This is a genomic window from Arthrobacter sp. NtRootA1 (assembly GCF_019976975.1).
GTDB lineage: Bacteria > Actinomycetota > Actinomycetes > Actinomycetales > Micrococcaceae > Arthrobacter > Arthrobacter aromaticivorans.
In genome coordinates, this window is the sequence record NZ_AP024630.1 from 3,076,571 (window position 1) to 3,098,570 (window position 22,000).

A 22,000-nucleotide genomic window follows, 5' to 3' on the forward strand; every position below is an offset into this window, starting at 1 on the left:
GTTAGCGCTTGGCTATCGCATCCACCACCGCTGTGAGGGCCTCAGAGACCTTCCCAGCGTCGGTGCCGCCACCTTGGGCGACGTCGTCCTTGCCACCTCCGCCACCACCGAGGATGCCGGCGGCAAGGCGCACCAATGCTCCGGCCTTCACACCGGCTTCACGGGCAGCCTCATTTGTGGCAATCAAAATGACGGGCCTGTCATTGCTGACACCGGCAACGGCCACAGTGGCGGCTTCGGAGCCCAGACGGTTGCGGAGGTCGAGGGCAAGGTTCCGGAGATCGTCTGCTCCACCTACCTGGCCGGCATCGTGGGCTACAACGCGCACACCTGCTGCGTCCTTGGCGGTGCCCACCAGGTTGGCGGCCGCTGCAGCCAACTGCTCCTTGCGAAGGCGGTCGAGTTCCTTCTCTGTTGCCTTCAACTTGTTCAACGTGCTGGAGATGCGGTCCGCGAGCTGGCCGGAGGGAACCTTCAGCAGTTCAGTGAGTTCCGTAACCAGTGCACGCTCGGCGGCCAGGTGGCGGAAAGCATCCAAGCCCACGAAGGCCTCCACGCGGCGGTTTCCGGAACCGACGGACTGCTCACCCAACAGGGAAAGGCTGCCAATAAGGGAGGTATTGGACACGTGGGTTCCACCACAAAGCTCGCGAGACCACGCGCCGTCGATCTCCACGACACGTACTTCACTGCCGTAGTTCTCGCCGAACAGGGCCATGGCGCCCAGGGCCTTGGCCTCGGCCAATCCCATGACCTTGGTGTCCACCCGGTAGTTGTTCCGGATGGCGATGTTGGAAACCTCTTCTATTTCGGACCGGGTGGCGGGGCTCAGGCCCTCCCCCCAGGCGAAGTCGAAGCGGAGGTAGCCAGCCTTGTTATAGGAACCCCGCTGGGTAGCTTCCGGGCCCAGGATCTGGTGCAGCGCGGCATGCACAATGTGCGTACCCGTGTGCGCCTGTTCGGCTGCGTGGCGCCGTTCACGGTCGACGGCGGCGCGCACCAGGGCGTCGGTGGCGATCTCACCTTCCCGGACGATTGCCTTATGGACGCTGAGGCCCTTAACCGGGCGCTGGACGTCCAGGACTTCGACGACGAACCCGTCGCCGGTGATCAGGCCGGTATCGGCCGACTGTCCACCGGCTTCGGCATAGAACGGCGTCTCATTGAGCACCAATTCGATTTCGTCGCCCGTGGAGGCGTGGGCCACGCGCTGACCGCCGCTTACGATGCCGCGGACCTTGGACTCACCTTCAAGCTCGTCGTAGCCGGTAAAGGTGGTCTCGCCCTGGCCCAGCATTTCCTGGTAGGCGCTGAGGTCGGCGTGGCCGCCCTTCTTGCCTTTGGCATCTGCCTGCGCGCGCTGACGCTGTTCGAGCATGAGCGAGCGGAAGCCGGCTTCGTCAACGTTAAGGCCGGCTTCTTCAGCCATTTCCAAAGTGAGGTCAATGGGGAATCCATAGGTGTCATGCAGCGCAAAAGCGTCGGCGCCGGACAAGGGAACGCCTGCAGCCTTCGATTCGGCCACTGCATCCTCCAGGCGTGCCGTACCCGAAGCGATGGTGCGCAGGAACGCTTTTTCTTCGGCATAAGCGATACGGCTGATGCGGGCGAAGTCCGTCTCCACCACTGGGTAGACACCCTTCATGGCGTCGCGGGAAGCGGGAAGGAGGTCCGGCAGGCAAGCCTTCTCCACACCGAGCAGGCGCATGGCACGGACGGCCCTGCGGATCAGCCGGCGCAGGACGTAGCCGCGGCCTTCGTTGGACGGTGCCACGCCGTCGGCAATCAGCATCAGGGCCGAGCGGATGTGGTCGGCGACAACGCGCATGCGGACGTCGTCAGTGTGGTGCGGATCATCAGCTGACTCCGCAGAGGTGTACTCACGGCCGGACAGCTCGGCAGCTTTGTCAATGACAGGACGGACCTGATCGGTCTCATACATGTTTTCGACACCCTGGAGAATCATCGCCAGACGTTCCATGCCCAAGCCGGTGTCAATGTTCTTCTGCGGCAGTTCGCCAACGATGTCGAAGTCCACCTTGGAGTGGACATTCTCGATCTGGTACTGCATGAACACGAGGTTCCAGATTTCGATGTAACGGGTCTCGTCGGCGAGGGGTCCGCCTTCAATGCCGTAAGCAGGGCCGCGGTCGTAGTAGATCTCCGAGCAGGGGCCGGCGGGGCCCGGCTGGCCAGTGGACCAGTAGTTGTCAGCCTTGCCCATGCGCTGGATCCGCTCGGCAGGAATTCCTGTGTTCTTGAGCCACAGTTCCTTGGCTTCGTCGTCTTCTTCGTACACGGTCACCCAGAGGCGTTCCGCCGGAAGCCCATAGCCGCCGTCGTCAACGCTCTTGGTGAGCAGCTCGAAAGCGAACTTGATGGCGTCTTCCTTGAAGTAGTCGCCAAAGGAGAAGTTGCCGCACATCTGGAAGAACGTGCCATGCCGGGCCGTCTTGCCCACCTCCTCGATGTCGCCAGTACGAATGCACTTCTGAACACTCGTGGCACGCGTGTAGGGAGGCTCTTCGCGCGCGGTCAGATAAGGAATGAATGGGACCATGCCGGCCACAGTGAAGAGAAGTGACGGGTCGCTTGAAACGAGCGACGCGGAGGGAACGGCGGTGTGACCCTTGCTGACAAAAAAGTCCACCCAGCGCTTGGTGATCTCCTGCGACTTCATTAGCTGATTACTTACCCTTCTCAATTCACTGCACACGTTGTGCGCGGAACCGGCTGTTGCCGTTCCGCAGCTTTCCATTCTGCCCTGTTGCGGGCGCGGGAGCGAACCGTGTTCGCTAGCGCCGGCCGGCGTTGGGGTTGTAATCCGTACTGGTAATGCCCAACGCGGCCCTCAAGTCCTCTTCGCGTTCATGCATGCCGGAACGCACGGCGTCCGCGAAATCGAACATGCCATCCGCCAGGCGGCCAACCGCACGGTTAAGTCCGTCGGGGCCGATGCTGGCCTGGGCCTCGGTGACTTTGCGGAAGGCGATAATGCCAATGGCGACGCCAATGCCCATCCAAACAATTCTTTTCATGTGTTCCCGGTCTCCAATTGGTCAGCGGCTGCGACGGCCGGAGGAAGGAGCGCGACGGCCCGCGAAGGCCGAACGAACACCATAGCTAAAGGCTGCAACCTTGATCAGCGGCGAACCAACCGTCGCAGCCACCAGGGAGGACAGGGCGGAAATGTTCGCCGATGCGTCGGACACGTTCGAGGCGATGCCGTCGACTTTCTTCAGTTGCTGGTTGGTAGTGGAAACCGTTGCGGTTACTTCGTCCATGAGGGGCGTCGCCCCGTCGCTGATGGATCGGATGGTGGTGCGCACTTCGTCAAAGACGCCACCGAGCTTCAAGATAGGCACGGCCAACAGCAGGACCAGCAGTGCGAACACTCCTGCTGCGATCAGGCCGGCGATGTCGCCACCAGACATAGAATTCATCTCCTAGATTGTTGCGCTGCCCGGCACTGCCGGTATCCGGCTTCGGCCAAGGCCTCCCCAGTACCCTATCGAAAAAACGTCAGTACCCTACCTACAAAGAAAGCCCGTGGCGTGTGCCACGGGCTTCCTTGTAAGCGCTGCTTGAATTTAGCGAGCGTAGAATTCGACGACGAGCTGCTCTTCGCAGATCACGGGGACCTCAGAGCGCTTCGGGCGGCGAACCAAGCGGGCCTGCAGGGCGTCGAGCTTGACGTCCAGGTATGCCGGCACGTTGTTCAGTGCGTGGGCACCAGCAGCTGCGACCTGGAACGGAGCCATGACCTCGGAGCGGCTGTGAACGTGGATGAGCTGGCCTTCGCCAACGCGGAAGGACGGGCGGTCCACGCGGATGCCGTCAACCATGATGTGACGGTGCACAACGAGCTGGCGGGCCTGTGCGATGGTGCGGGCGAAGCCTGCACGCAGTACCAGGGCGTCCAAACGCATTTCGAGCAGCTCAACCAGGTTTTCACCGGTGAGGCCCTTGGTGCGGCGGGCTTCTTCGAAGGCGCGGGTCATCTGGGCTTCGCGGATGCCGTACTGGGCGCGGAGACGCTGCTTTTCGCGCAGACGTACGGCGTAGTCGGAGTCCTGCTTCTTGCGGGCACGGCCGTGCTCACCGGGGCCGTACGGGCGGCGCTCCATGTACTTGGCGGCCTTGGGGGTCAGAGCAATGCCGAGTGCACGCGAAAGGCGTGCGGTACGGCGAGCACGAGTGTTGTTAGCCACTTGTGTCCTTCCAAATTACTGCGGTGTGTCAGTGTTACTGGCCTCCATCAGGGAGAGCATCGGCCAACCGCTGCCTTTTGCTACTGGCCCGCGGCACAGCTCCATTGAAGGAATCTTCAAAGGGATTGTGCGTCGGGTCATGCCAGACAAGGAACTATCCTACCACGCTACTGTCCCCGGATGATCTTGCGGAGCCGTTCCAGCCTGGCGGCTATATCGCGTTCGGCGCCGTTGTTGGTTGGCTCGTAGTAGTCCTTTCCCACGAGGTCATCCGGCGGGTACTGCTGGGTTGCCACCCCATGCGGTTCATCATGGGCGTACTTGTAGCTCTTGCCATGTCCCAATTGTTTGGCGCCCGGATAGTGCGCGTCGCGCAGATGCATGGGGATGCCGCCGCCGAAACCGGCACGGACGTCGGCAACCGCCTTGTTCAGGCCCATGTACGCCGCATTCGACTTGGGGGCGGTGGCAAGGTGGACAACAGCTTCGGCCAGGACGATCCGGCCTTCCGGCATACCGATCAACTGAACGGCCTGCGCCGCAGCTACGGCCGTCTGCAAAGCAGTGGGATCGGCCATGCCGATGTCTTCCGCGGCGGAGATGACGATGCGCCGTGCCACGAACCTCGGGTCCTCCCCCGCTTCCAGCATCCGCGCCAGATAGTGAAGGGAGGCATCAACGTCCGAGCCCCTGATGGACTTGATGAACGCACTGGCGACGTCGTAGTGCTGGTCGCCGGCCCGGTCATAACGAACAGCAGCGGCGTCCAGGGCACGCTCGGTGTGCCTGAGTTCCACCAGCACAGGAGCGTCGGGGGCGCCGTCGCCGGCAAGCCCCGGTTCGCCGTCGTCCGTGACGTTGGTATCGTCGGTTTCGCCTTCCCCTTCGACGACGGCTGAGACAGCATTGCTGTCTCCGAACGCGACGCCGGCCGCAGCTTCCAAGGCTGTCAGTGCCCTTCTGGCGTCACCGCCGGAGAGCCGCACCAAATGATCCAAAGCTTCAGGACTGAGTTCCACGCGCCCGGCAAGGCCACGGGCGTCGGCAACGGCCCGCTGTAACAGCCCTGCAATGTCGTCATCCGTCAGTGGCTTCAGCGTCAAAAGAAGCGAGCGGGACAGCAGCGGTGACACCACGGAGAACGACGGGTTCTCGGTGGTGGCCGCCACCAGGACCACCCAGCGGTTTTCAACGCCAGGCAACAGTGCGTCCTGCTGGGCCTTGTTGAAACGGTGGATTTCATCGAGGAACAGGACGGTGGTCTTCTTGTACAGGTCCCGGGCGGTCAACGCCTCATCCATCACCCGGCGAACGTCCTTCACACCAGCAGTAATGGCAGACAATTCCACGAACTTCCGCCCCGGCCCGCGGGCGATGACATGTGCCAACGTGGTTTTCCCGGTTCCCGGAGGCCCCCAGAGTATGACCGAACTGGGGCCTGCCGGGCCCGCAGCTTCTGCGCCCGCGGCGAGCTGGCGAAGCGGGGAGCCGTGTCCCAACAAATGCTGTTGACCCACCACGTCATCCAAGGTCCGGGGGCGCATCCGAACTGCGAGCGGGCTCCGTTGGGACGCCATCCACCCGGCGTCGGAGGTTCCCCCTGCGGCAGGCAGATCCTCCGACTCGTCGTCGTTGTTTGCACCGGCACCAAAGAGATCTTCCACATGGATAGGCTACTCATAGTTCCAACAAAGGAGACATCGACGTGGACCGCCGCGCATCCGCCCCGCAACAACGGCAGTCAAGGGCCTCCAGCCGCACGGCCCTTGTCCCCGCATCACGGCTGTCCGGTTGGGTGGGTCGCTTTGCCAAGAGCCATGGCCCACTCACGGAAGAGCCTGACGGCGGCGGAATCCTCCTCCGTGCCGCTGACGGGGCTTCTGCCCTCCTCAAGGCACCCTGGCCGGTCGATGGACGTCCAGGCCGGGGCGCCACTGACATCGAACGGCTTGCCGCTCTTGCAGGCCAGGAACGTGGCCTCGGTATCCTGCTGGTGCGCCGCGGCGGTTTCGCCGTGGCTGTGGCGAGCGGCAGCAAGGTCCTGGAATCCAAAAGCGGCAACCGCTACGTTCAGTCCAGAACGGCTGCAGGTGGCCAATCCCAACAACGGTATGCCCGGCGCCGCTCCAACCAGGCCGACGCCTTGGTGGACTCCGCAGCGGAACACGCCGCGCGTATTTTTGCCAGCCACCGGGTTGAGTACATTGTTCCCGGCGGGGATAGAGCCTTGGTGGACCTGGTCCTGGCTCAACCCTCCATGCGTGCTGTGGCCAGCCGAAGCCAACTGCCCTTCCTGGACGTCCAGGAACCCAAAACTGCTGTGCTTGCAAAAGCTGCTTCGGACGCTTGTTCCATCCGGATCCTGGTGACTGATCCAGCGTAAGTGATCCACCAGTCTCATTGTGTCGACACAGCAACTGCCGTTCAGCAACCTCCAGGCGCCCGCCTCAAAGGAGCCTGCCGGTACAGATAACTCCCTTGTTCCACGAACCCGGCCCGCGAATACAACGCCTGGGCACCGTGGTTGGATGCAGTGACCAACAGCCAAAAACCCTGGAGGTTGCGGGCCGCTCCCTGATTCAGTAGCGCTGCCAGCACCATCGTGCCGTATCCGCGCCTGCGATGCCCGGCAGAGGTCGCCATACTGTAGAGGCCTCCCCAGCCGTCCACCAGGGCGAGGCGTCCGACGGCGGCCGGTACGCCGTCGTCGTCCCTCACCAGCGCGTACACAGACTTGCATCCGGTAAGAATGGTGCGGGCAACCTCCAATTCCGGCTCGCCACCGCGCCCGTCCACGGACCACCACAAGCGAAGCCATTCATCGGTGGGCGCGTCCGAGAGTTCTACGCTCTTCGGCCCGGCACCCAAGGTTTCCAAGGCGTCCGTTCCCCGGACCATAATCAAGGTCTCGGACTGCCTGGTGAAGCGTTGCCCGTCCAGGACGGCGTTAAGGCCTGCGCTACGGGAGTCATCGAATATCTGGAAGATGAGCGGGAGACGCCGCTGCCTGTACCAGGCTGACGCTGAACTGACTAACCGTTCAATGTCCGGACTGCTTGCCTTGTCCGGCGTCTCGGCCAGCATCCCGGGCAGGTTCCTCGGCCACACGGAGTTCGCCCTCTGCGTGACCCCAGCGGACGCGCGGAGCACCCACTCCCCCGTGTCTTTGCACTCCACTGCCGGCCACGCCTTGTCCATGAGGGTTTCCAGGAATGCTTGTTCCAACATCGCGGCACCTTTCTTCTGGAGGAACACAAGGGTCATCTGCAGGAACACCAAGGGCCCCCCACATCAGTGGGGAGCCCTTGGCTACCGTCTTATTCGGACTTGGTCTCCGGCTTGGCCGCAGGCTTGGTTTCCGGTTTGAAGTCGACGCCGGCTTCCTTTCGCTGCTGTGCAGTAATGGGAGCAGGAGCGGCGGTCAGCGGGTCGAAGCCGTTGCCGGTCTTCGGGAAGGCAATGACGTCGCGGATGGACTCGACACCAGCGAGCAAAGCCACGACGCGGTCCCAACCAAGCGCGATGCCGCCGTGCGGCGGCGCGCCATACTTGAAGCCCTCCAACAGGAAGCCGAACTTGGTCTCGGCGTCCTCCTTATCCAGGCCCATGAGCTGGAAGACGCGTTCCTGAACTTCGCGCTCATGGATACGGATGGAGCCGCCACCGATTTCGTTGCCGTTGCACACGATGTCGTAGGCGTAGGACAGGGCCGACTCAGGATCCTTGTCAAAGGTGTCAAGGAACTCCGGCTTGGGAGAGGTGAAGGCATGGTGCACGGCTGTCCACTGGCCGGCACCCACGGCAACGTCACCGGAGGCAACTGCTGCGGCAGCGGGCTCGAACATCGGTGCGTCCACGATCCATACGAAGGCCCAGTCTTTGGGATCGATCAGACCAGTCCGGTGGCCAATTTCAACACGTGCAGCCCCAAGGAGGGCCCGCGATGCGGACTTCTCGCCGGCGGCGAAGAAAATGCAGTCACCCGGCTTGGCGCCAACGGCGTCGGCCAGGCCGGCCCGCTCTTCGTCGGTGAGGTTCTTGGCTACGGGGCCGGCGAGTTCGCCGTCTTCCTTGTAAAGAACGTAGGCCAGTCCCTTTGCGCCACGCTGCTTGGCCCATTCCTGCCAGGCATCCAGGGCACGGCGCGCCTGCGAGGCGCCCCCCGGCATGACGACGGCGCCAACGTAAGGTGCCTTGAAGACGCCGAAGTTGGTGTCCTTGAAGAACTCAGTCAGCTCGGTCAGCTCCAGGCCGAAGCGCAGGTCCGGCTTGTCGGAACCGTACTTTGCCATGGCGTCCAGGTACGTCATGCGTCGGATTGGGGTGGGGACCTCGACGTCGATCAGTTGCCACAGGGCCTTCACAATTGCTTCACCGAGCTCGATGACATCGTCCTGGTCAACGAAGCTGGCCTCGATGTCCAACTGGGTGAATTCGGGCTGGCGGTCCGCGCGGAAGTCTTCGTCACGGTAACAGCGGGCAATCTGGTAGTACTTTTCGAAACCGCCAACTTGGAGCAGCTGCTTGAAAAGCTGCGGCGACTGCGGCAGCGCGTACCAGGAACCGGGGGCAAGCCGGGCGGGGACGACGAAGTCGCGGGCGCCTTCCGGCGTCGAACGCGTCAACGTGGGCGTCTCAATCTCGACGTAGCCGCGCTGGTGCAGCAACTCGCGGGCAATGCGGTTTGCCTCTGAGCGGAGGCGGAGGTTGCGTGCCGGGCCAGGGCGGCGAAGGTCAAGGTAGCGGTGCTTAAGGCGCGCTTCTTCGCCGACTTCGACGTGCTCGTCGATTTGGAACGGCAGGGGGTCCGAGGTGTTCAGGATGATGACCTTGTCCGCCATGACCTCGATCTCGCCTGTAGCAAGCGCAGGGTTTTCATTGCCTTCAGGACGCTTGTTGACGGTACCCGTCACCTGCAGGACGTATTCGTTCCGCAGGCCGTGGAAGACCTCTTCTTCACGGACAACTACCTGGGCGACACCGGAAGCATCACGAAGGTCAACGAATGCAACGCCACCGTGATCACGGCGGCGGCCCACCCAGCCGGCCAGGGTAACGGTTTGTCCAATGTGCTCGGAGCGAAGTGATCCGAGGTCATGTGTGCGCAGCACAGCATTCCTTTCAGCATGAATTTTCAAGGGATCATTGCAAAGACGATCCCGTCCGAGTTTACCCGCCTCGGCCGCGGCTGAATCACCTGGCCCGGATCAGGCAGTGATGACCCGGACGTGCAGATCTTCCTCCGACGGCGACCAACTGGCCGGGTCCGCATCCACCTGCGCGCCGGACCTGATGTCCTTGACCTGGTGCTTGCCGTCATCGTCAGTGAACCAAACAAACGGAATTCCCCGACGATCAGCGAACTTGATCTGCTTGCCGAATTTTTCAGCCTTCGCAGCAACTTCAGTAGCAATACCGCGGCCACGAAGCTGTGCCGCGACGTCCTGCGCCGCGGACCAACTGTCGTCGTTGTTCAAAGCGACCAGGACGGCGGTCGGCACTGCCCGTGTAGCAGTGGCAAGCTCCTGGCTCAGGATGCGTGAGACCAAGCGGGTGACGCCGATGGACAAGCCGACGCCGGGAAACTTCCGGTTTCCTTTGCTGGCCAGGGCATCGTACCGGCCGCCCGAGCAAATCGAACCCAGTTGTTCATGGCCTACCAGGACGGTTTCGACGACGGTCCCCGTGTAGTAGTCCAGTCCCCGGGCGATGCTGAGGTCGGCAACCACCTTGCCGGGTGCGCGCTGGACCGCCGCCTCAATGACCTGCTGGAGCTCGCTCAATCCTTCCTCGAGAAGGTCATGAGTCACCCCAAGGGCACGTACCTGATCCACGAACGAGGTGTCCTCGGTGCGGATGGTGGCAAGCTTGAGCGCCAATGCCGCCTGCTCATCCGAGGCGCCAAGCTCGCTCTTGAGCAGCTCAGCCACTTTGCCTTCGCCAATCTTTTCCAGTTTGTCGATGCTCCGCAGGACTCCGGCGGTATCAGTCAGGCCAATACCGCGGTAGAAGCCCTCAGCCAGCTTGCGGTTGTTGATCCGGAGGCGGAAGTCCGGAATCGGGAGGGCGCTCAGTGCCTCGGCGATGACCAGCGCGATTTCGACGTCGTAGCGGAACGGCAACTCGCCATCGCCCACTACATCTATATCTGCCTGGGTGAACTCGCGCGCACGGCCTTCCTGCGGACGTTCGCCACGCCAGACCTTCTGGATCTGGTAGCGGCGGAAGGGAAAGGCGAGGTAACCCGCGTTCTCCACGACGTAACGGGCGAAGGGAACAGTGAGGTCGAAGTGCAGGGCAAGCGCATTCGGATCAGCTTTGTCTGCCTTGTCCGTGGTGGTTGACCTGGAAGCTTCGCCTTCGTCGTCCTGCAGGCGGCTCAGGCCATAGACCTCTTTGTCGATCTCGCCCTTACGCAGCAACTGGCCGACGGTTTCAACAGCACGCGTTTCAATCGAGGAGAAACCGTGCAGTTCGAACGTCTTCCGGAGCGTGTCCAACACATGGAGCTCCACCAACCGCTCCTGGGGAAGCCACTCGGGGAATCCGGACAGGGAGGCGGTACGTGCCATGGTGGATAAATCTCCTCGAAGAAAGCTGACTCAGGAATGACCACCGCAGCTTTAAAGGCCTTTTCGGCGATTATGGGGCGGGCGTCAAGCCGGTCATGCATAAACTATGTGCGGCAGCCAGTTTATGCTTTCCGCGCGTGCACATCTAATGCAGCATGCCCGGTCCCTGCAGGCGGCCAGCGAACGTGGACACAATCAGGAGGACTCTTGGCAACAAGGTCGCGGGATGACCGCGAAGCGAGACGCCGCATCCGGCAGATGGAAGCCAAGCGTGCCCTGCGGCAAGAACAGGGCAAGCGGCGCAAACGCGACAACACTGTTGCCATCGGCGCGGGCGCTGCCGCTGTGATCCTCGCAGTGGTGCTGCAACTGACAGTTTTCAGTTCCAACCCCACAGAGGCAGAGTTCGCCGCCGCAGAGGCCGGACTGAGCTCCCCGTCCGCCTCTCCTTCGGCCTCCAACAGCGCAGACATACCCAGCCCGGACACCGCAGCCGGTAAAACCTTCACCGGCGAGCTAGCCCTGAACAGCGGCGTTGTGGGAGTGGAACTGAACGGAACGGCTGCGCCCCAGGCGGCGGCCGTCATCAAGTCCCTCACCGATGCCGGCTACTACAACGGAGCCCTGTGCCACCGCCTGACAACCTCCGAAACGTTCGGCCTTCTGCAATGCGGTGCCAAGTCCGAAGACGGCGCGGACGATCCCAACTACCGTTGGGGTCCCCTGGAGAACACACCAACGGACAACACATACCCGGCTGGAACAATCGCCATTGCCCGCTCGGGAAACAACGCCTATGGCAACGGTCATCAGTTCTTCATTGTGTATAAGGACACAACAATTCCTGCGGACACGGCCGGTGGTTACACGGTGGTCGGCAAAGTCACCAGCGGTTTGGACGTGGTCACGAAAATCGCTGCGGCCGGCCTGAAACCGGGCGAAAACGCGACCGACGGCGCCCCTGTGGCACCTGTCACGATAGACTCGTTTTCTCTGAAGTAACCAGCCTTTGGCCCCGGTCCGGGGTGCAGTACCTTAGCAGTCCCTCCAAGCGAAAGACTTTTAGCGGTGACAGACAGTCAGAAATCCGACGAAACAGCAGTAGTGGCCAACCAAGACGCAGTCGAGGCAACCAGCCCGAACGGCACTGAGGCAGAAGCCGTGGCTGAACAAACTCCCGCAGTTGCGGCCGACGAAACGCCGGCAGCAACCAATGCCCCTGCTGCTGAAGAGGCACCAGCCGCTGAAGAAGCCCCAGCCGCTGTAGAAACGCCTGCGACAGAAGAAACGTCTGCAGAAGCGGCTGAGGTGGCACCCGCAGAGGAGGAAGCACCAGAAGCTGAGGTGGCACCCGCAGAGGAGGAAGCACCAGAAGCTGAGGTGGCACCCGCGGCAGAGGAAACCAAGCCTGCCGATTCGCGTCCTACTCCTTCCCCTGCTGCCTTCGCGGCCCGCCCCAAGGCGCCTGCCGCCGTCGTTCCGGCTGCCCCGGCGGTATCTGCGGCCTCGCTTGCAGAGGCAGCCAAGTGGGGGCGCGCCGAAGGCGACGGCCACGTATTCCTCACTTTGGATGGCGAGGAGATTGCGGTTGGGCAGTACCCGGGTGTTAGCCCTGACGAAGCCCTGGGCTACTTCGCCCGGAAGTTCGACGACGTCATTGCCCAGATAGTCCTGCTGGAACACCGCGTGGAATCCAAGGCTCCGGCAACGGACATGCAGAAAACGGTAACCCACCTTCGCGAGCAGCTCGCAGAGCGCAACATGGTGGGAGATATCCGTTCGGCCGAAGCACGCCTGGACACGCTGTCCGAACAGATCGCCGAGCTGGAAAAGTCCGAGAAAGCAGCCCATGAGGCGGTCCGCGCCAACGAGCTTGCCGCGCGTGAAGCCATTGTGGCAGAGGCAGAGGCCATCGCGGGCCAGGATCCTGCCCAGATCCAATGGAAGACTTCCAGCGCGCGAATGAACGAACTCTTTGAGACGTGGAAGGCCGCGCAGAAGAGCGGGGTCCGTCTTGGCAGGAGCAATGAGGACGCACTGTGGAAGCGCTTCCGTTCGGCACGCACAGTGTTCGACCGCCACCGCCGTGCTTACTTCTCGCAGCTGGACAGCAACAATTCCGCGGCCAAGGTGGCCAAGGAAGCATTGATCGCAGAGGCTGAGGCGCTTTCCTCTTCCACTGACTGGGGTTACGCCGCCGGGGAGTACCGCAGGCTCATGGATCAGTGGAAGGCCACCCCACGCGCCAGCCGCAAGGATGACGACGCACTCTGGGGACGTTTCCGCGCCGCGCAGGATGTGTTCTTCAGCAACCGGCAGGCTGCAAACGACCAGATCGACCAGGAGTACACGGCCAACCTTGCAGTGAAGGAGCAGCTGGTAGCTGAGGCCCAGGCGTTGCTGCCGATCAACGATCTCAACGCAGCGAAGAAGGCCCTTCAGTCCATTCGTGACCGCTGGGAAGATGCAGGCAAGGTCCCCAGGGCGGACATGGGCCGGATCGAGGCCGGTCTTCGCAAGGTGGAGGACGCAGTCCGCGAGGCTGAGGAGGAGAAGTGGCGCCGGAGCAATCCGGAGACCAAGGCCCGCACCAACAGCGCTTTGTCGCAGCTTGAGTCAGCAATTGCCGGGCTCAAGGAGGATCTGGAGAAAGCTGAAAAAGCCGGAGACCAGCGCCGCATTAAGGCCGCGCGTGAAGCTCTTGAGGCACGCCAGGCGTGGCTGGACCAGATCCAGCGGTCAGCGAGCGACCTCGCCTGACCCAGCTCTGGGTTCATGTTGAGCCCATGATTGTCTGCAGGCCCTGTACCGGTTATCCACATGCCCGGTACAGGGCCTGTACTGTTGCGGCCAGGACACGGAATGATCAATGAATGGTCCCACCCGTCACAGCCCCGCAACTGCAGGAACCCGTCCTTCCCGAACTCTACGCACCCAGCCGGATCTTCACGTGGCCTGAATTGCAGGGTATGGCCCTGGATGGCATCCTGCTTCCCTTGTACGGAAAGAGCTATGCCTCGCCCGGGATTGCAGTCACGCCCCGCCTCCGCGCCCGTGCAGCTGCCCTGACTGTCCCGGACCGGATGCGGACCAAGGTGGTCGCGGGCAGGCTCACCGCGGCCTGGATCTACGGATGCGCGAGCCCTCCGGAGCGGTTGTCACTCCTGGTGGATGCCAAGCATCGTATCTCCAGCGTGCGCAGTGCCCGGGGGTGCAACCTCCATGAGGTCCGGCTTGGCCAACTGGACGTTCTGAGCCTTGGTGGCATGCTGGTCAGCAGTCCCTTGAGAACAGCAGCGGACATTGCGCTGCACGTTGAGTCAGATCAAGCCCTGCCAGCGTTGCGGCGGCTCCTGGACCACCCGGAGCTCGGCATCAGGCTCCGTTTGCTCACCCTTGCCGTGGAGGCAGCGCCGCGGGTTCCCCACAAGAAGCGTGCGCTCGCTACGCTCGCACGGCTCGTGCCCCCGAGCTAGCTCCTGCGCCTATTACCCGTGGTGCGGTATACGTCGAAGACTCCGTCAATACGCCGCACCGCGCTGAGAACATGGTGCAAATACTTTGGGTCACCCATTTCGAAGGCAAATTTAGAGATCGCCACCCTGTCGCTTGAGGTGTGCACCGAAGCCGCCAGGATGTTGACGTGGTTTTCCGACAGGACACGGGTGACATCGGACAAGAGTGACTTCCTATCCAAGGCTTCCACCTGAATCTCCACCAGGAAGACACTGGACTGCGTTGGTGCCCACTCGACCTCGACGATCCTGTCCGGCTGGTCGCGCAACCCGGAGACGTTGGTGCAATCAGTCCTATGGACCGACACCCCAGAACCGCGGGTGACAAATCCAAGGATGGGGTCAGGGGGCACAGGGGTACAGCACCGGGCAAGTTTGACCCACACGTCTCCCACGCCACGAACGATGACACCGGAATCGGAAAACTTGGACTTGGCAACCTGCGTAGGGATGCTGACCTCGTCAAGGTCCTCATCCGGGGTCTCGTGTCCACCCAGATGCTCTACGAGCTTCTCCATCACAGACTGGGCAGAAGTATGGCCGTCACCTACTCCTGCGTACAGACCAGAGATGTCAACGTAGTGGAAGTCCTCGGCGACGGCAGACAGCGCATCATGCGTCATGAGTCGCTGCAGTGGGAGGTTCTGCTTTCGCATTGCCCGCGTCAGCATGTCCTTGCCGCGGTCGATCGCTTCTTCACGGCGTTCCTTGGTGAACCACTGGCGGATCTTGTTCCGGGCCCTTGCCGACTTGACGAAGTGCTGCCAGTCCTGGCTTGGACCCGCGCCCTCCGCCTTTGAGGTGAAGATCTCCACCCAGTCGCCATGGTTCAGTTCGCTGTTGAGCGGCACAAGCTTGCCGTTAACGCGGGCTCCGATGGTCCGGTGCCCCACTTCCGTGTGAACCGCGTAGGCGAAGTCCACCGGAGTCGATCCAGCAGGCAAGGCCATGACTTCGCCCTTGGGCGTGAAGACGAAGACTTCCCGTGCGTTGATCTCGTACCTCAGCGAATCAAGAAATTCGCCCGGGTCCGATGTTTCCTGCTGCCAGTCCACCAAGGACCGCAGCCAGCCCATATCGCCGTCGCGTGGGCTGCCAGGGCCCACCGCAGTACGGTTGGGTTGGTCCTTGTACTTCCAGTGGGCTGCGACGCCATACTCAGCCCGGCGGTGCATCTCATGCGTGCGGATCTGGATTTCCACGGGCTTTCCGCCCGGGCCGATTACCGTGGTGTGAAGGGACTGGTACATGTTGAACTTCGGCATGGCGATGTAGTCCTTGAACCGACCTGGGAGAGGGTTCCATCGCGAGTGCAGGGTACCAAGTGCTGCGTAACAATCCCGCACCGAGTCAACCAGGACGCGAACGCCCATGAGGTCGTTGATGTCGTCAAAGTCCTTATCGCGGACGATCATCTTCTGGTAGATCGAGTAGTAGTGCTTGGGCCGGCCGGTAATGGTGGCCTTGATCCGGGCCGTGCGGAGATCATCGGCAATCTGGTTGCGGATGACACTGAGGCTCTTCTCGCGTTCAGGGGTACGGTCCCCCACCATGCGGACGATTTCCTCGTACACCTTGGGGTAGAGCGCTGCGAAGGACAGATCCTCCAACTCCCACTTAATGGTGTTCATACCCAGGCGGTGTGCAAGGGGAGCGAAGATCTCCAACGTTTCGCGGGCTTTACGGGACGACGATTCCGCCGAAACGAACCGCCATGTACGGGCGTTGTGGAGCCGATCAGCAAGTTTGATCATCAGGACCCGGATGTCCTTGGCCATAGCCACGACCATCTTGCGGACCGTCTCCGACTGCGCTGCTTCACCGAAGCTGACCTTGTCGAGCTTGGTGACCCCGTCCACAAGCATGGCAACTTCCGGGCCGAAGTCGCGGGTGAGGTCATTCAGTGTGTAGGGGGTGTCCTCCACAGTGTCGTGGAGCAAGGCGGCGGCGAGGGTGGTTCCTGTCATCCCAAGCTCAGCAAGGATGGTGGCTACCGCCACCGGGTGGGTGATGTACGGATCACCACTCTTGCGCTTCTGCCCTTGGTGGCTGCGCTCTGCTACCGCGAATGCGCGCTGAATGAGGTCGAAGTCTTCTTTGGGGTTGTTGGCCCGCACAGTTCGCAGGAGCGGTTCCAGAATCGGCGAGTACGGCGCCATCCCCCGACCGGTCAATCGCGCAAGCCTGGAACGCGTGCGCTCCCGCCGCCCCGGAAAGGTTGGACGCACGCCGGGAGTATCGACTGGAACCGTACCAGCAGTCCGTCCAGCCACGCTTGTTGCCGGAACCGTCACACCGTGGTGACTGTCCTCCCCGCCCGTCGGTGGTGCCGACGTCGCACGTTCTTCCACAGAAGTACCCCTCACGACCTATTTAATTCTTCCAGTCTATTCCCGCAGGCGAATGCTTCCGCAACCGGACAGCACATGACGCACGCCGCGGCAAGTCAAAGAGAAAGGACCCCGCTGTAAAAGCGGGGTCCTCCTCCAGGACGTAATGCCTAGTGGAAATAACCTAAACAGTGGCCTCGGCCCGGCGGTGGGCCACTTTCCCGGCCTGCTTCACGAGGTCCGGTTCGCCCTGGCGCAGCCAGGCGTAGAGCGGTGCCGCAATGAAGATGGTCGCTGCCGTACCGATGAGGATCCCGACGAAAAGCGCCAGGGAAAGGTCCCGCAGCGTTCCTGCGCCCAACAGTCCTGCCCCGATGAAGAGGATCGCTGCAACCGGAAGGACGGCCACCATCATGGTGTTGATGGAGCGGACCAGGGTTTGGTTGACCGCAAGGTTGACCTCTTCACCGAAGGTCCGGCGCGTGGAGGTGGAAATGCCCGCTGTGTTCTCGCGGATCTTGTCGAAGACCACCACGGTGTCATACAGGGAATAGCTCAGGACAGTCAGGAATCCGATGATGGCCGACGGCGTCACCTCGAAATCACTCAGGGCGTAGACGCCCGCTGTGGTGAACATGGTGACGAGCATGCCCACCAAGGCGGAGAGTGACATCTTCCAGGTCCGGAAATACAGAGCCATGAGGACGGCAGCGAGGCCGACGAACACCACCAGCCCAATGAGCGCCTGGCGGGTGACATCCTGGCCCCACGTGGGGCCAACAAAGTTTGATGTCACCTCGTTGTCCGTCACACCGTAAGCGGTGGTCAGGCCTTCTTTGATGCGGTTGGTCTCGTCATCGGTCAGCTGGTCCGTCTGAATCCGCATGGTGTTGCCTGCCACATTCGCAACACGGGGAATGGCACCGGATACGACGTCATGGACAGCCTTTTCGCCCAGGCCGGCATCGGTGGTCTTCACGTTGGAAACCGTGAACTCCGAGCCGCCGCGGAACTCGATGCCGAGGTTGAAGCCGCCCTTCAAAACCGGGATCAGGATGGAGAGGGCCACAGCCACCGCAGCAATGATGAACCAGATTTTCTTGGAATCAACAAAGTTGTAGGAGCGCTTGCCCGTGTAAAGCTCGTTGCCGAAGGTTGCGAAGCTTGTGGTCATTACTTCTCCTCCTTGGTGCCGTTGGCAGGCCCGGTCAATTGGCCCTTCTCGGCGAGGCGCCGTTCGGCGATGGTCATGCGGCGTTCTGCTTCAGCCGCGGCACCTGTATTGCGTGCACGGACAACGGCAGGTTTCTCAGCAGGTGTGCGGAGACGTCCGGCTCCCCGGTACAGCGGGACAGCCCCCAGGCGGTCAGGTGACAGGCCGGAGAACCTGTGGCCTTCGCCAAAGAACTTTGTGCGGGCAAGGACCTGCAGCATCGGATGCGTGAACATAAACACCACGATGAGGTCGGCGACAGCCGTGAGGCCAAGGGTGAACGCGAAGCCACGGACATTGCCTACGGCCACGAAATAGAGGACCAACGCAGCCAGCAAGTTCACTGCCTTGGAAGCCAGCACTGTGCGCTTGGCGCGCTTCCAACCATTCTCGACGGCGGACACCAGCCCGCGGCCTTCACGAAGTTCATCGCGGATACGTTCGAAGTACACAATGAACGAGTCGGCCGTCTGTCCGATGGCCACGATCAGGCCAGCAACACCCGCGAGGGAGAGGCGGTAGTTTTCAGTCCAGCCCAGAATGGCGATGGCGAGGTAGGTCAAGCCACCGGCGACAACCAGGGAAGCAATGGTGACAAAGCCAAGGGCCCGGTACTGGAACAGCGAGTATACAACCACCAGCAGCAGGCCGATGAGGCCAGCGAGCAGGCCGAGCCGGAGCTGATCGCCACCGAGCGTGGCAGAGATCTGTTCCTGGGACTGGATCTCGAAGGAGATCGGCAAAGCGCCGTAGCGGAGTTGGTCGGATAGCGCCTTTGCAGAGGCCTGGGTGAAGTTACCCGTGATCTGCGGTTTTCCGTCAGTAATGACAGCAAGGGACCTCGGTGCTGAGATGACCTTGTCATCCAGGACAATGGCGAATTGTGCCTTGGGGTCGTTGCCGCCCTGGGCAAGGGACGCGGTGTAGAACTGGTTCAGCCGCTCCGTAACTTCCTTGAACTTGGCAGTTGCCTCGGCGTTGAACGTAATGTTCACACCCCAGGAGTTCGTCACCGATCCCTGTGCGCCTTGTACCTGCGAGAAGGAGGAGGAGCTGATGTCCTGGCCTTTGACCTCGACCGGACCAAGGATGTACTTGATGGCGGGAGTCTTGTCCGTTGCCGGTTCACAGGTCACAAGCGGCTTCGCCGGATCAGAACGTTCCCGCTTCTCGGTGGAAGGGTTGACGCAGTCAAGCGCCTCGAATTCCTTGTAGATCTCGGGAGTCACCCAGTTGGTGTCGCTCGCGTTGGTGGGCTCCGCGGTGGGCTTGGGCAGCTTGTCATCCGGCGTACGCGATTCGACAGGGATGGCCGCAGGATCCGCCGCAGCGATCACCGGGCGGAAGTTCATGTCCGCCGACGCCTGGATAAGATCACGGGTTTCCTTGGACGGAGTTCCCGGGAGGCTTACCACCACGTTCCGCCCCGACTGGGTGCTGATCTCAGCTTCGGCAACGCCGGAGCCGTCCACACGCTGCCGGATGATCGCTACTGCCTGATTAAGTTGTTCCTCAGTGATGTCGCTGGAACCCTCTACCCGCGGTGCCAGGATCATCTGGGTGCCGCCCTCAAGGTCCAAGGCAAGTTTGGGAGCCCAGCTTGCATGGCCGGAAATGACTCCGCCACCCAGGACAGCGGTGAGTACAACGAATATTGCTCCAAGCCAAGTCAGCACCCTGCGGGCTGAGTTTTTGGGGCCGGTCCGTGCCATTATCGATCTTCCTTTTATCGCCGGACAGCCGCCGGCGGACGCTGGTAAGCGTCTGCCGGCGGCTTTCCGCTGCCGTAGAAGTGTCCTTGCGCGGTGTTGCCGCGACTGACGGTGCTAGTTGTCCTTCTTGTCCTCTTTGTTGAGGCGCGCGATGGTTTCGTCCGGCGTCTCAGTCGCAGCCGGGGTCTCATCGGCAACGGTGAGCGACGAAGCGTCGTCCGGAACAACGGGGGCTTCCTCTTCAGCCTTTTCGATCACCTTGGTGACGGCCTGGCGGTGAACCGTAGCTTCGTTTCCGGGAGACAGCTCGATAACAACCTTGTTCTCAGCTTCGTCGATGGACACGATGCGTCCGAAGAGACCGAAGCTGGTCATGACATCGACGCCCGGAGCGAACTTGGACTGCATCGCAGCCTGCTGCTGCTGGGTCTTCTTGTTGCGGCGGAACATCATGAAGACAAAGAGTCCAAGCATGACGAACAGCAATATGGTCATTGGATCCACAGGGAAGTTCCGTTCTTTACTTACGTTTTGGTTCACGGCAACGTCCCCGGCAGATCCTGCGGACACGGGAGTAAATCCCGCACAGCAACGCGCTTCACCGCGAAGCGGGCGCATGGATCAAGGACTCGAACGTGCCGAGCGTCATACCAGTCTAGTGGGAAAAGCTGAATACAGCGTGTTAACCGATGGTATCTACGCTTTCGGCGTGGTTTTCATCCTCGTCAAACAACGCAAGGGTCTCCTGGCCGAATACGCCCGCCGGTACGGCATAACCGAGGTGTGTCCACGCTGATGCCATGGCGATGCGGCCACGAGGTGTCCGCCCGAGCAGCCCTTCGCGCACCAAGTATGGCTCGGCAACAGTTTCGACAGTCTCCGGCTCCTCGCCAACGGCGATCGCCAGCGTTGAAAGACCCACCGGTCCACCGTTGAATTTGGTAATCAACGCTTCAAGGACGGCGCGGTCAAGGCGGTCCAATCCCCGTTCATCTACCTCGTACATGTCCAGGGCCGCCGACGCCGATCGCGCGTCGATCTGTTCGATTCCGTGGACAAGTGCCCAGTCGCGAACACGGCGAAGCAAGCGGTTTGCAATTCGTGGCGTGCCGCGGGATCGTCCGGCAATCTCTGTGAATCCGGCGGAGTTGACCTTCAGGTCAAGCAATCCGGCTGAGCGGCGCAGTACGAGTTCGAGTTCTGCTACAGAGTAGAACTCGAGGTGGCCCGTAAATCCGAAGCGGTCCCGCAAGGGGCCCGGCAGAAGCCCTGCGCGGGTGGTTGCACCAACGAGCGTGAAGGGTGGAAGTTCAAGGGGAATGGCGGTTGCGCCAGCGCCCTTGCCGACCACGATGTCCACACGGAAGTCTTCCATGGCCATGTAGAGCATCTCTTCAGCCGGGCGGGACATGCGGTGGATCTCGTCGAGGAACAACACCTCCCCCTCGGACAGCGAGGAAAGAATTGCTGCAAGATCTCCGGCATGCTGGATGGCTGGTCCGCTGCTGATACGCAGTGGGGCGTTCATCTCGGCGGCGATGATCATGGCCAGAGTGGTCTTGCCCAGGCCTGGGGGACCGGAAAGCAGTACGTGGTCAGCGCTCCGGCCGCGCATACGCGAAGCTTCAAGCACCAGCGAAAGCTGCTTCCGAACACGGTGCTGGCCAACAAAATCATGCAGGTTTTTGGGCCGGAGCGCGGCTTCGATAACGCGCTCCTCCGGCTCCTCTCCCCCGGCAACGAGCGATTGCTCAGCCACGGGTGCCTACGCGGTTTCCAGCGCGCGCGCCGTCCTGCCCCAACCAGCGCAAAGTGGCACGGAGGATTTGCGCCACGTTACCGTCATCAACAAGCTCGGGGGAATCGGCCATTGCTTTGTCGATGCTGCCCGCGGCGTCCTTCTCAGACCATCCCAGACTGGTCATGGCAGCCACTACCTGGGGCTTCCATTCCACGGTAGTGATCACTGGAGCTGCTGTTCCTGTGCCAGTGCCGTGCGGGACCAGCTTTCCGGCCAGTTCAAGGACAATCCGGCCCGCGACCTTCGGTCCGATGCCTGGCACTTTAGTGAACGCCTTGCCATCGCCGGTGTGCGCAGCTACACGGATCGCTTCGGGCTCGTGCACCGCAAGTACGGCCAGAGCCAGCCGTGGCCCGACGCCGCTCACGCTCAGCAGGACATCGAAAACCTCGCGTTCATCATCATCGGCGAAGCCGAACAACGTGAGGGAATCCTCACGGACGATCATGGAGGTGAAGAGCTTCGCTTCGGCGCCTACTTTTAGGTGGCTCAAGGTCTGGGGCGTAGCGAAAACGCTCATTCCCGCGCCGTTGAGGTCGATCACGGCGGTCGACAAGCCAACGTGGGCAACTGTTCCACGGAGAAAACTGATCAAGACCCTGCTCCTGAGGTACGGCCTGCAAAGCAGACTATCCGAACATATCTA

General features: G+C 61.8%; 18 protein-coding genes. 4 read left to right on the forward strand and 14 right to left on the reverse strand.

Going from position 1 to position 22,000, the window contains the following annotated elements; translation table 11 throughout:
• Position 1 precedes the first annotated feature (1 nt).
• From alaS to LDN90_RS13835, 5 genes are all read right to left on the reverse strand, one after another.
• Positions 2-2,680, reverse strand: a complete 2,679-nt coding sequence (gene alaS / locus LDN90_RS13815; protein WP_223946199.1) for an alanine--tRNA ligase — start codon at positions 2,678-2,680, stop codon at positions 2-4.
• Between the two features lie 115 nt (positions 2,681-2,795).
• Positions 2,796-3,038, reverse strand: coding sequence for a DUF6167 family protein (locus LDN90_RS13820; RefSeq protein WP_223946200.1), 243 nt, complete (start codon positions 3,036-3,038; stop codon positions 2,796-2,798).
• 21 nt (positions 3,039-3,059) lie between these two features.
• Positions 3,060-3,434 (reverse strand): DUF948 domain-containing protein, encoded by a 375-nt coding sequence (locus LDN90_RS13825; protein WP_216925653.1) that lies wholly within the window; start codon positions 3,432-3,434, stop codon positions 3,060-3,062.
• A 156-nt stretch (positions 3,435-3,590) separates the two neighbouring features.
• Positions 3,591-4,211 carry a 30S ribosomal protein S4 gene (rpsD, locus tag LDN90_RS13830; protein ID WP_216925553.1) on the reverse strand — a complete coding sequence of 207 codons (621 nt, stop codon included), beginning with the start codon at positions 4,209-4,211 and terminating at the stop codon, positions 3,591-3,593.
• 167 nt (positions 4,212-4,378) lie between these two features.
• Entirely contained in the window at positions 4,379-5,875 is a 1,497-nt protein-coding gene (locus tag LDN90_RS13835; protein WP_223946201.1) for a replication-associated recombination protein A, read from the reverse strand.
• A gap of 41 nt (positions 5,876-5,916) precedes the next feature.
• On the opposite strand from LDN90_RS13835, the gene LDN90_RS13840 reads away from it, so the two are divergent.
• Positions 5,917-6,594: an acVLRF1 family peptidyl-tRNA hydrolase gene (locus LDN90_RS13840; protein ID WP_223946202.1), complete on the forward strand. Its 678-nt coding sequence runs from the start codon at positions 5,917-5,919 to the stop codon at positions 6,592-6,594.
• A 41-nt stretch (positions 6,595-6,635) separates the two neighbouring features.
• Here the strand turns inward: LDN90_RS13840 and LDN90_RS13845 are convergent, their stop codons facing one another.
• The 3 genes from LDN90_RS13845 to hisS all read right to left on the reverse strand — a co-directional run bounded on the left by LDN90_RS13845 (position 6,636) and on the right by hisS (position 10,783).
• Positions 6,636-7,439: a GNAT family N-acetyltransferase gene (locus LDN90_RS13845; protein ID WP_223946203.1), complete on the reverse strand. Its 804-nt coding sequence runs from the start codon at positions 7,437-7,439 to the stop codon at positions 6,636-6,638.
• 89 nt (positions 7,440-7,528) lie between these two features.
• Positions 7,529-9,322: an aspartate--tRNA ligase gene (aspS, locus tag LDN90_RS13850; protein ID WP_223946204.1), complete on the reverse strand. Its 1,794-nt coding sequence runs from the start codon at positions 9,320-9,322 to the stop codon at positions 7,529-7,531.
• 96 nt (positions 9,323-9,418) lie between these two features.
• Positions 9,419-10,783 carry a histidine--tRNA ligase gene (gene hisS / locus LDN90_RS13855; RefSeq protein ID WP_223946205.1) on the reverse strand — a complete coding sequence of 455 codons (1,365 nt, stop codon included), beginning with the start codon at positions 10,781-10,783 and terminating at the stop codon, positions 9,419-9,421.
• Between the two features lie 207 nt (positions 10,784-10,990).
• On the opposite strand from hisS, the gene LDN90_RS13860 reads away from it, so the two are divergent.
• From LDN90_RS13860 to LDN90_RS13870, 3 genes are all read left to right on the forward strand, one after another.
• Positions 10,991-11,785, forward strand: coding sequence for a peptidylprolyl isomerase (locus LDN90_RS13860; protein WP_216925547.1), 795 nt, complete (start codon positions 10,991-10,993; stop codon positions 11,783-11,785).
• Positions 11,786-11,851: 66 nt separating this feature from the next.
• Positions 11,852-13,543 carry a DUF349 domain-containing protein gene (locus tag LDN90_RS13865; protein WP_223946206.1) on the forward strand — a complete coding sequence of 564 codons (1,692 nt, stop codon included), beginning with the start codon at positions 11,852-11,854 and terminating at the stop codon, positions 13,541-13,543.
• Positions 13,544-13,656: 113 nt separating this feature from the next.
• A complete protein-coding gene (locus tag LDN90_RS13870; RefSeq protein ID WP_216925545.1) occupies positions 13,657-14,259 on the forward strand; it encodes a hypothetical protein in 603 nt (200 codons plus the stop codon).
• On the opposite strand, the gene LDN90_RS13875 is transcribed toward LDN90_RS13870, so the two are convergent.
• From LDN90_RS13875 to ruvA, 6 genes are all read right to left on the reverse strand, one after another.
• Complete coding sequence (locus LDN90_RS13875) at positions 14,256-16,649, reverse strand: bifunctional (p)ppGpp synthetase/guanosine-3',5'-bis(diphosphate) 3'-pyrophosphohydrolase (protein WP_216925652.1); 2,394 nt, start codon at positions 16,647-16,649, stop codon at positions 14,256-14,258. The genes LDN90_RS13870 and LDN90_RS13875 overlap by 4 nt on opposite strands.
• Positions 16,650-16,812: 163 nt before the next feature.
• Complete coding sequence (gene secF / locus LDN90_RS13880; RefSeq protein ID WP_223946207.1) at positions 16,813-17,802, reverse strand: protein translocase subunit SecF; 990 nt, start codon at positions 17,800-17,802, stop codon at positions 16,813-16,815.
• On the reverse strand, positions 17,802-19,553 hold the full coding sequence (gene secD / locus LDN90_RS13885; protein WP_223946209.1) for a protein translocase subunit SecD: 1,752 nt from the start codon (positions 19,551-19,553) through the stop codon (positions 17,802-17,804). The genes secF and secD overlap by 1 nt, the downstream gene beginning before the upstream one ends.
• Before the next feature lie 114 nt (positions 19,554-19,667).
• Positions 19,668-20,048 (reverse strand): preprotein translocase subunit YajC, encoded by a 381-nt coding sequence (gene yajC, locus LDN90_RS13890; RefSeq protein ID WP_216925542.1) that lies wholly within the window; start codon positions 20,046-20,048, stop codon positions 19,668-19,670.
• 187 nt (positions 20,049-20,235) lie between these two features.
• Complete coding sequence (ruvB, locus tag LDN90_RS13895; protein ID WP_223946210.1) at positions 20,236-21,312, reverse strand: Holliday junction branch migration DNA helicase RuvB; 1,077 nt, start codon at positions 21,310-21,312, stop codon at positions 20,236-20,238.
• A complete protein-coding gene (ruvA, locus tag LDN90_RS13900; protein WP_223946211.1) occupies positions 21,305-21,949 on the reverse strand; it encodes a Holliday junction branch migration protein RuvA in 645 nt (214 codons plus the stop codon). Before ruvA ends, ruvB begins: the two co-directional genes overlap by 8 nt.
• Between the last annotated feature and the right edge of the window lie 51 nt (positions 21,950-22,000).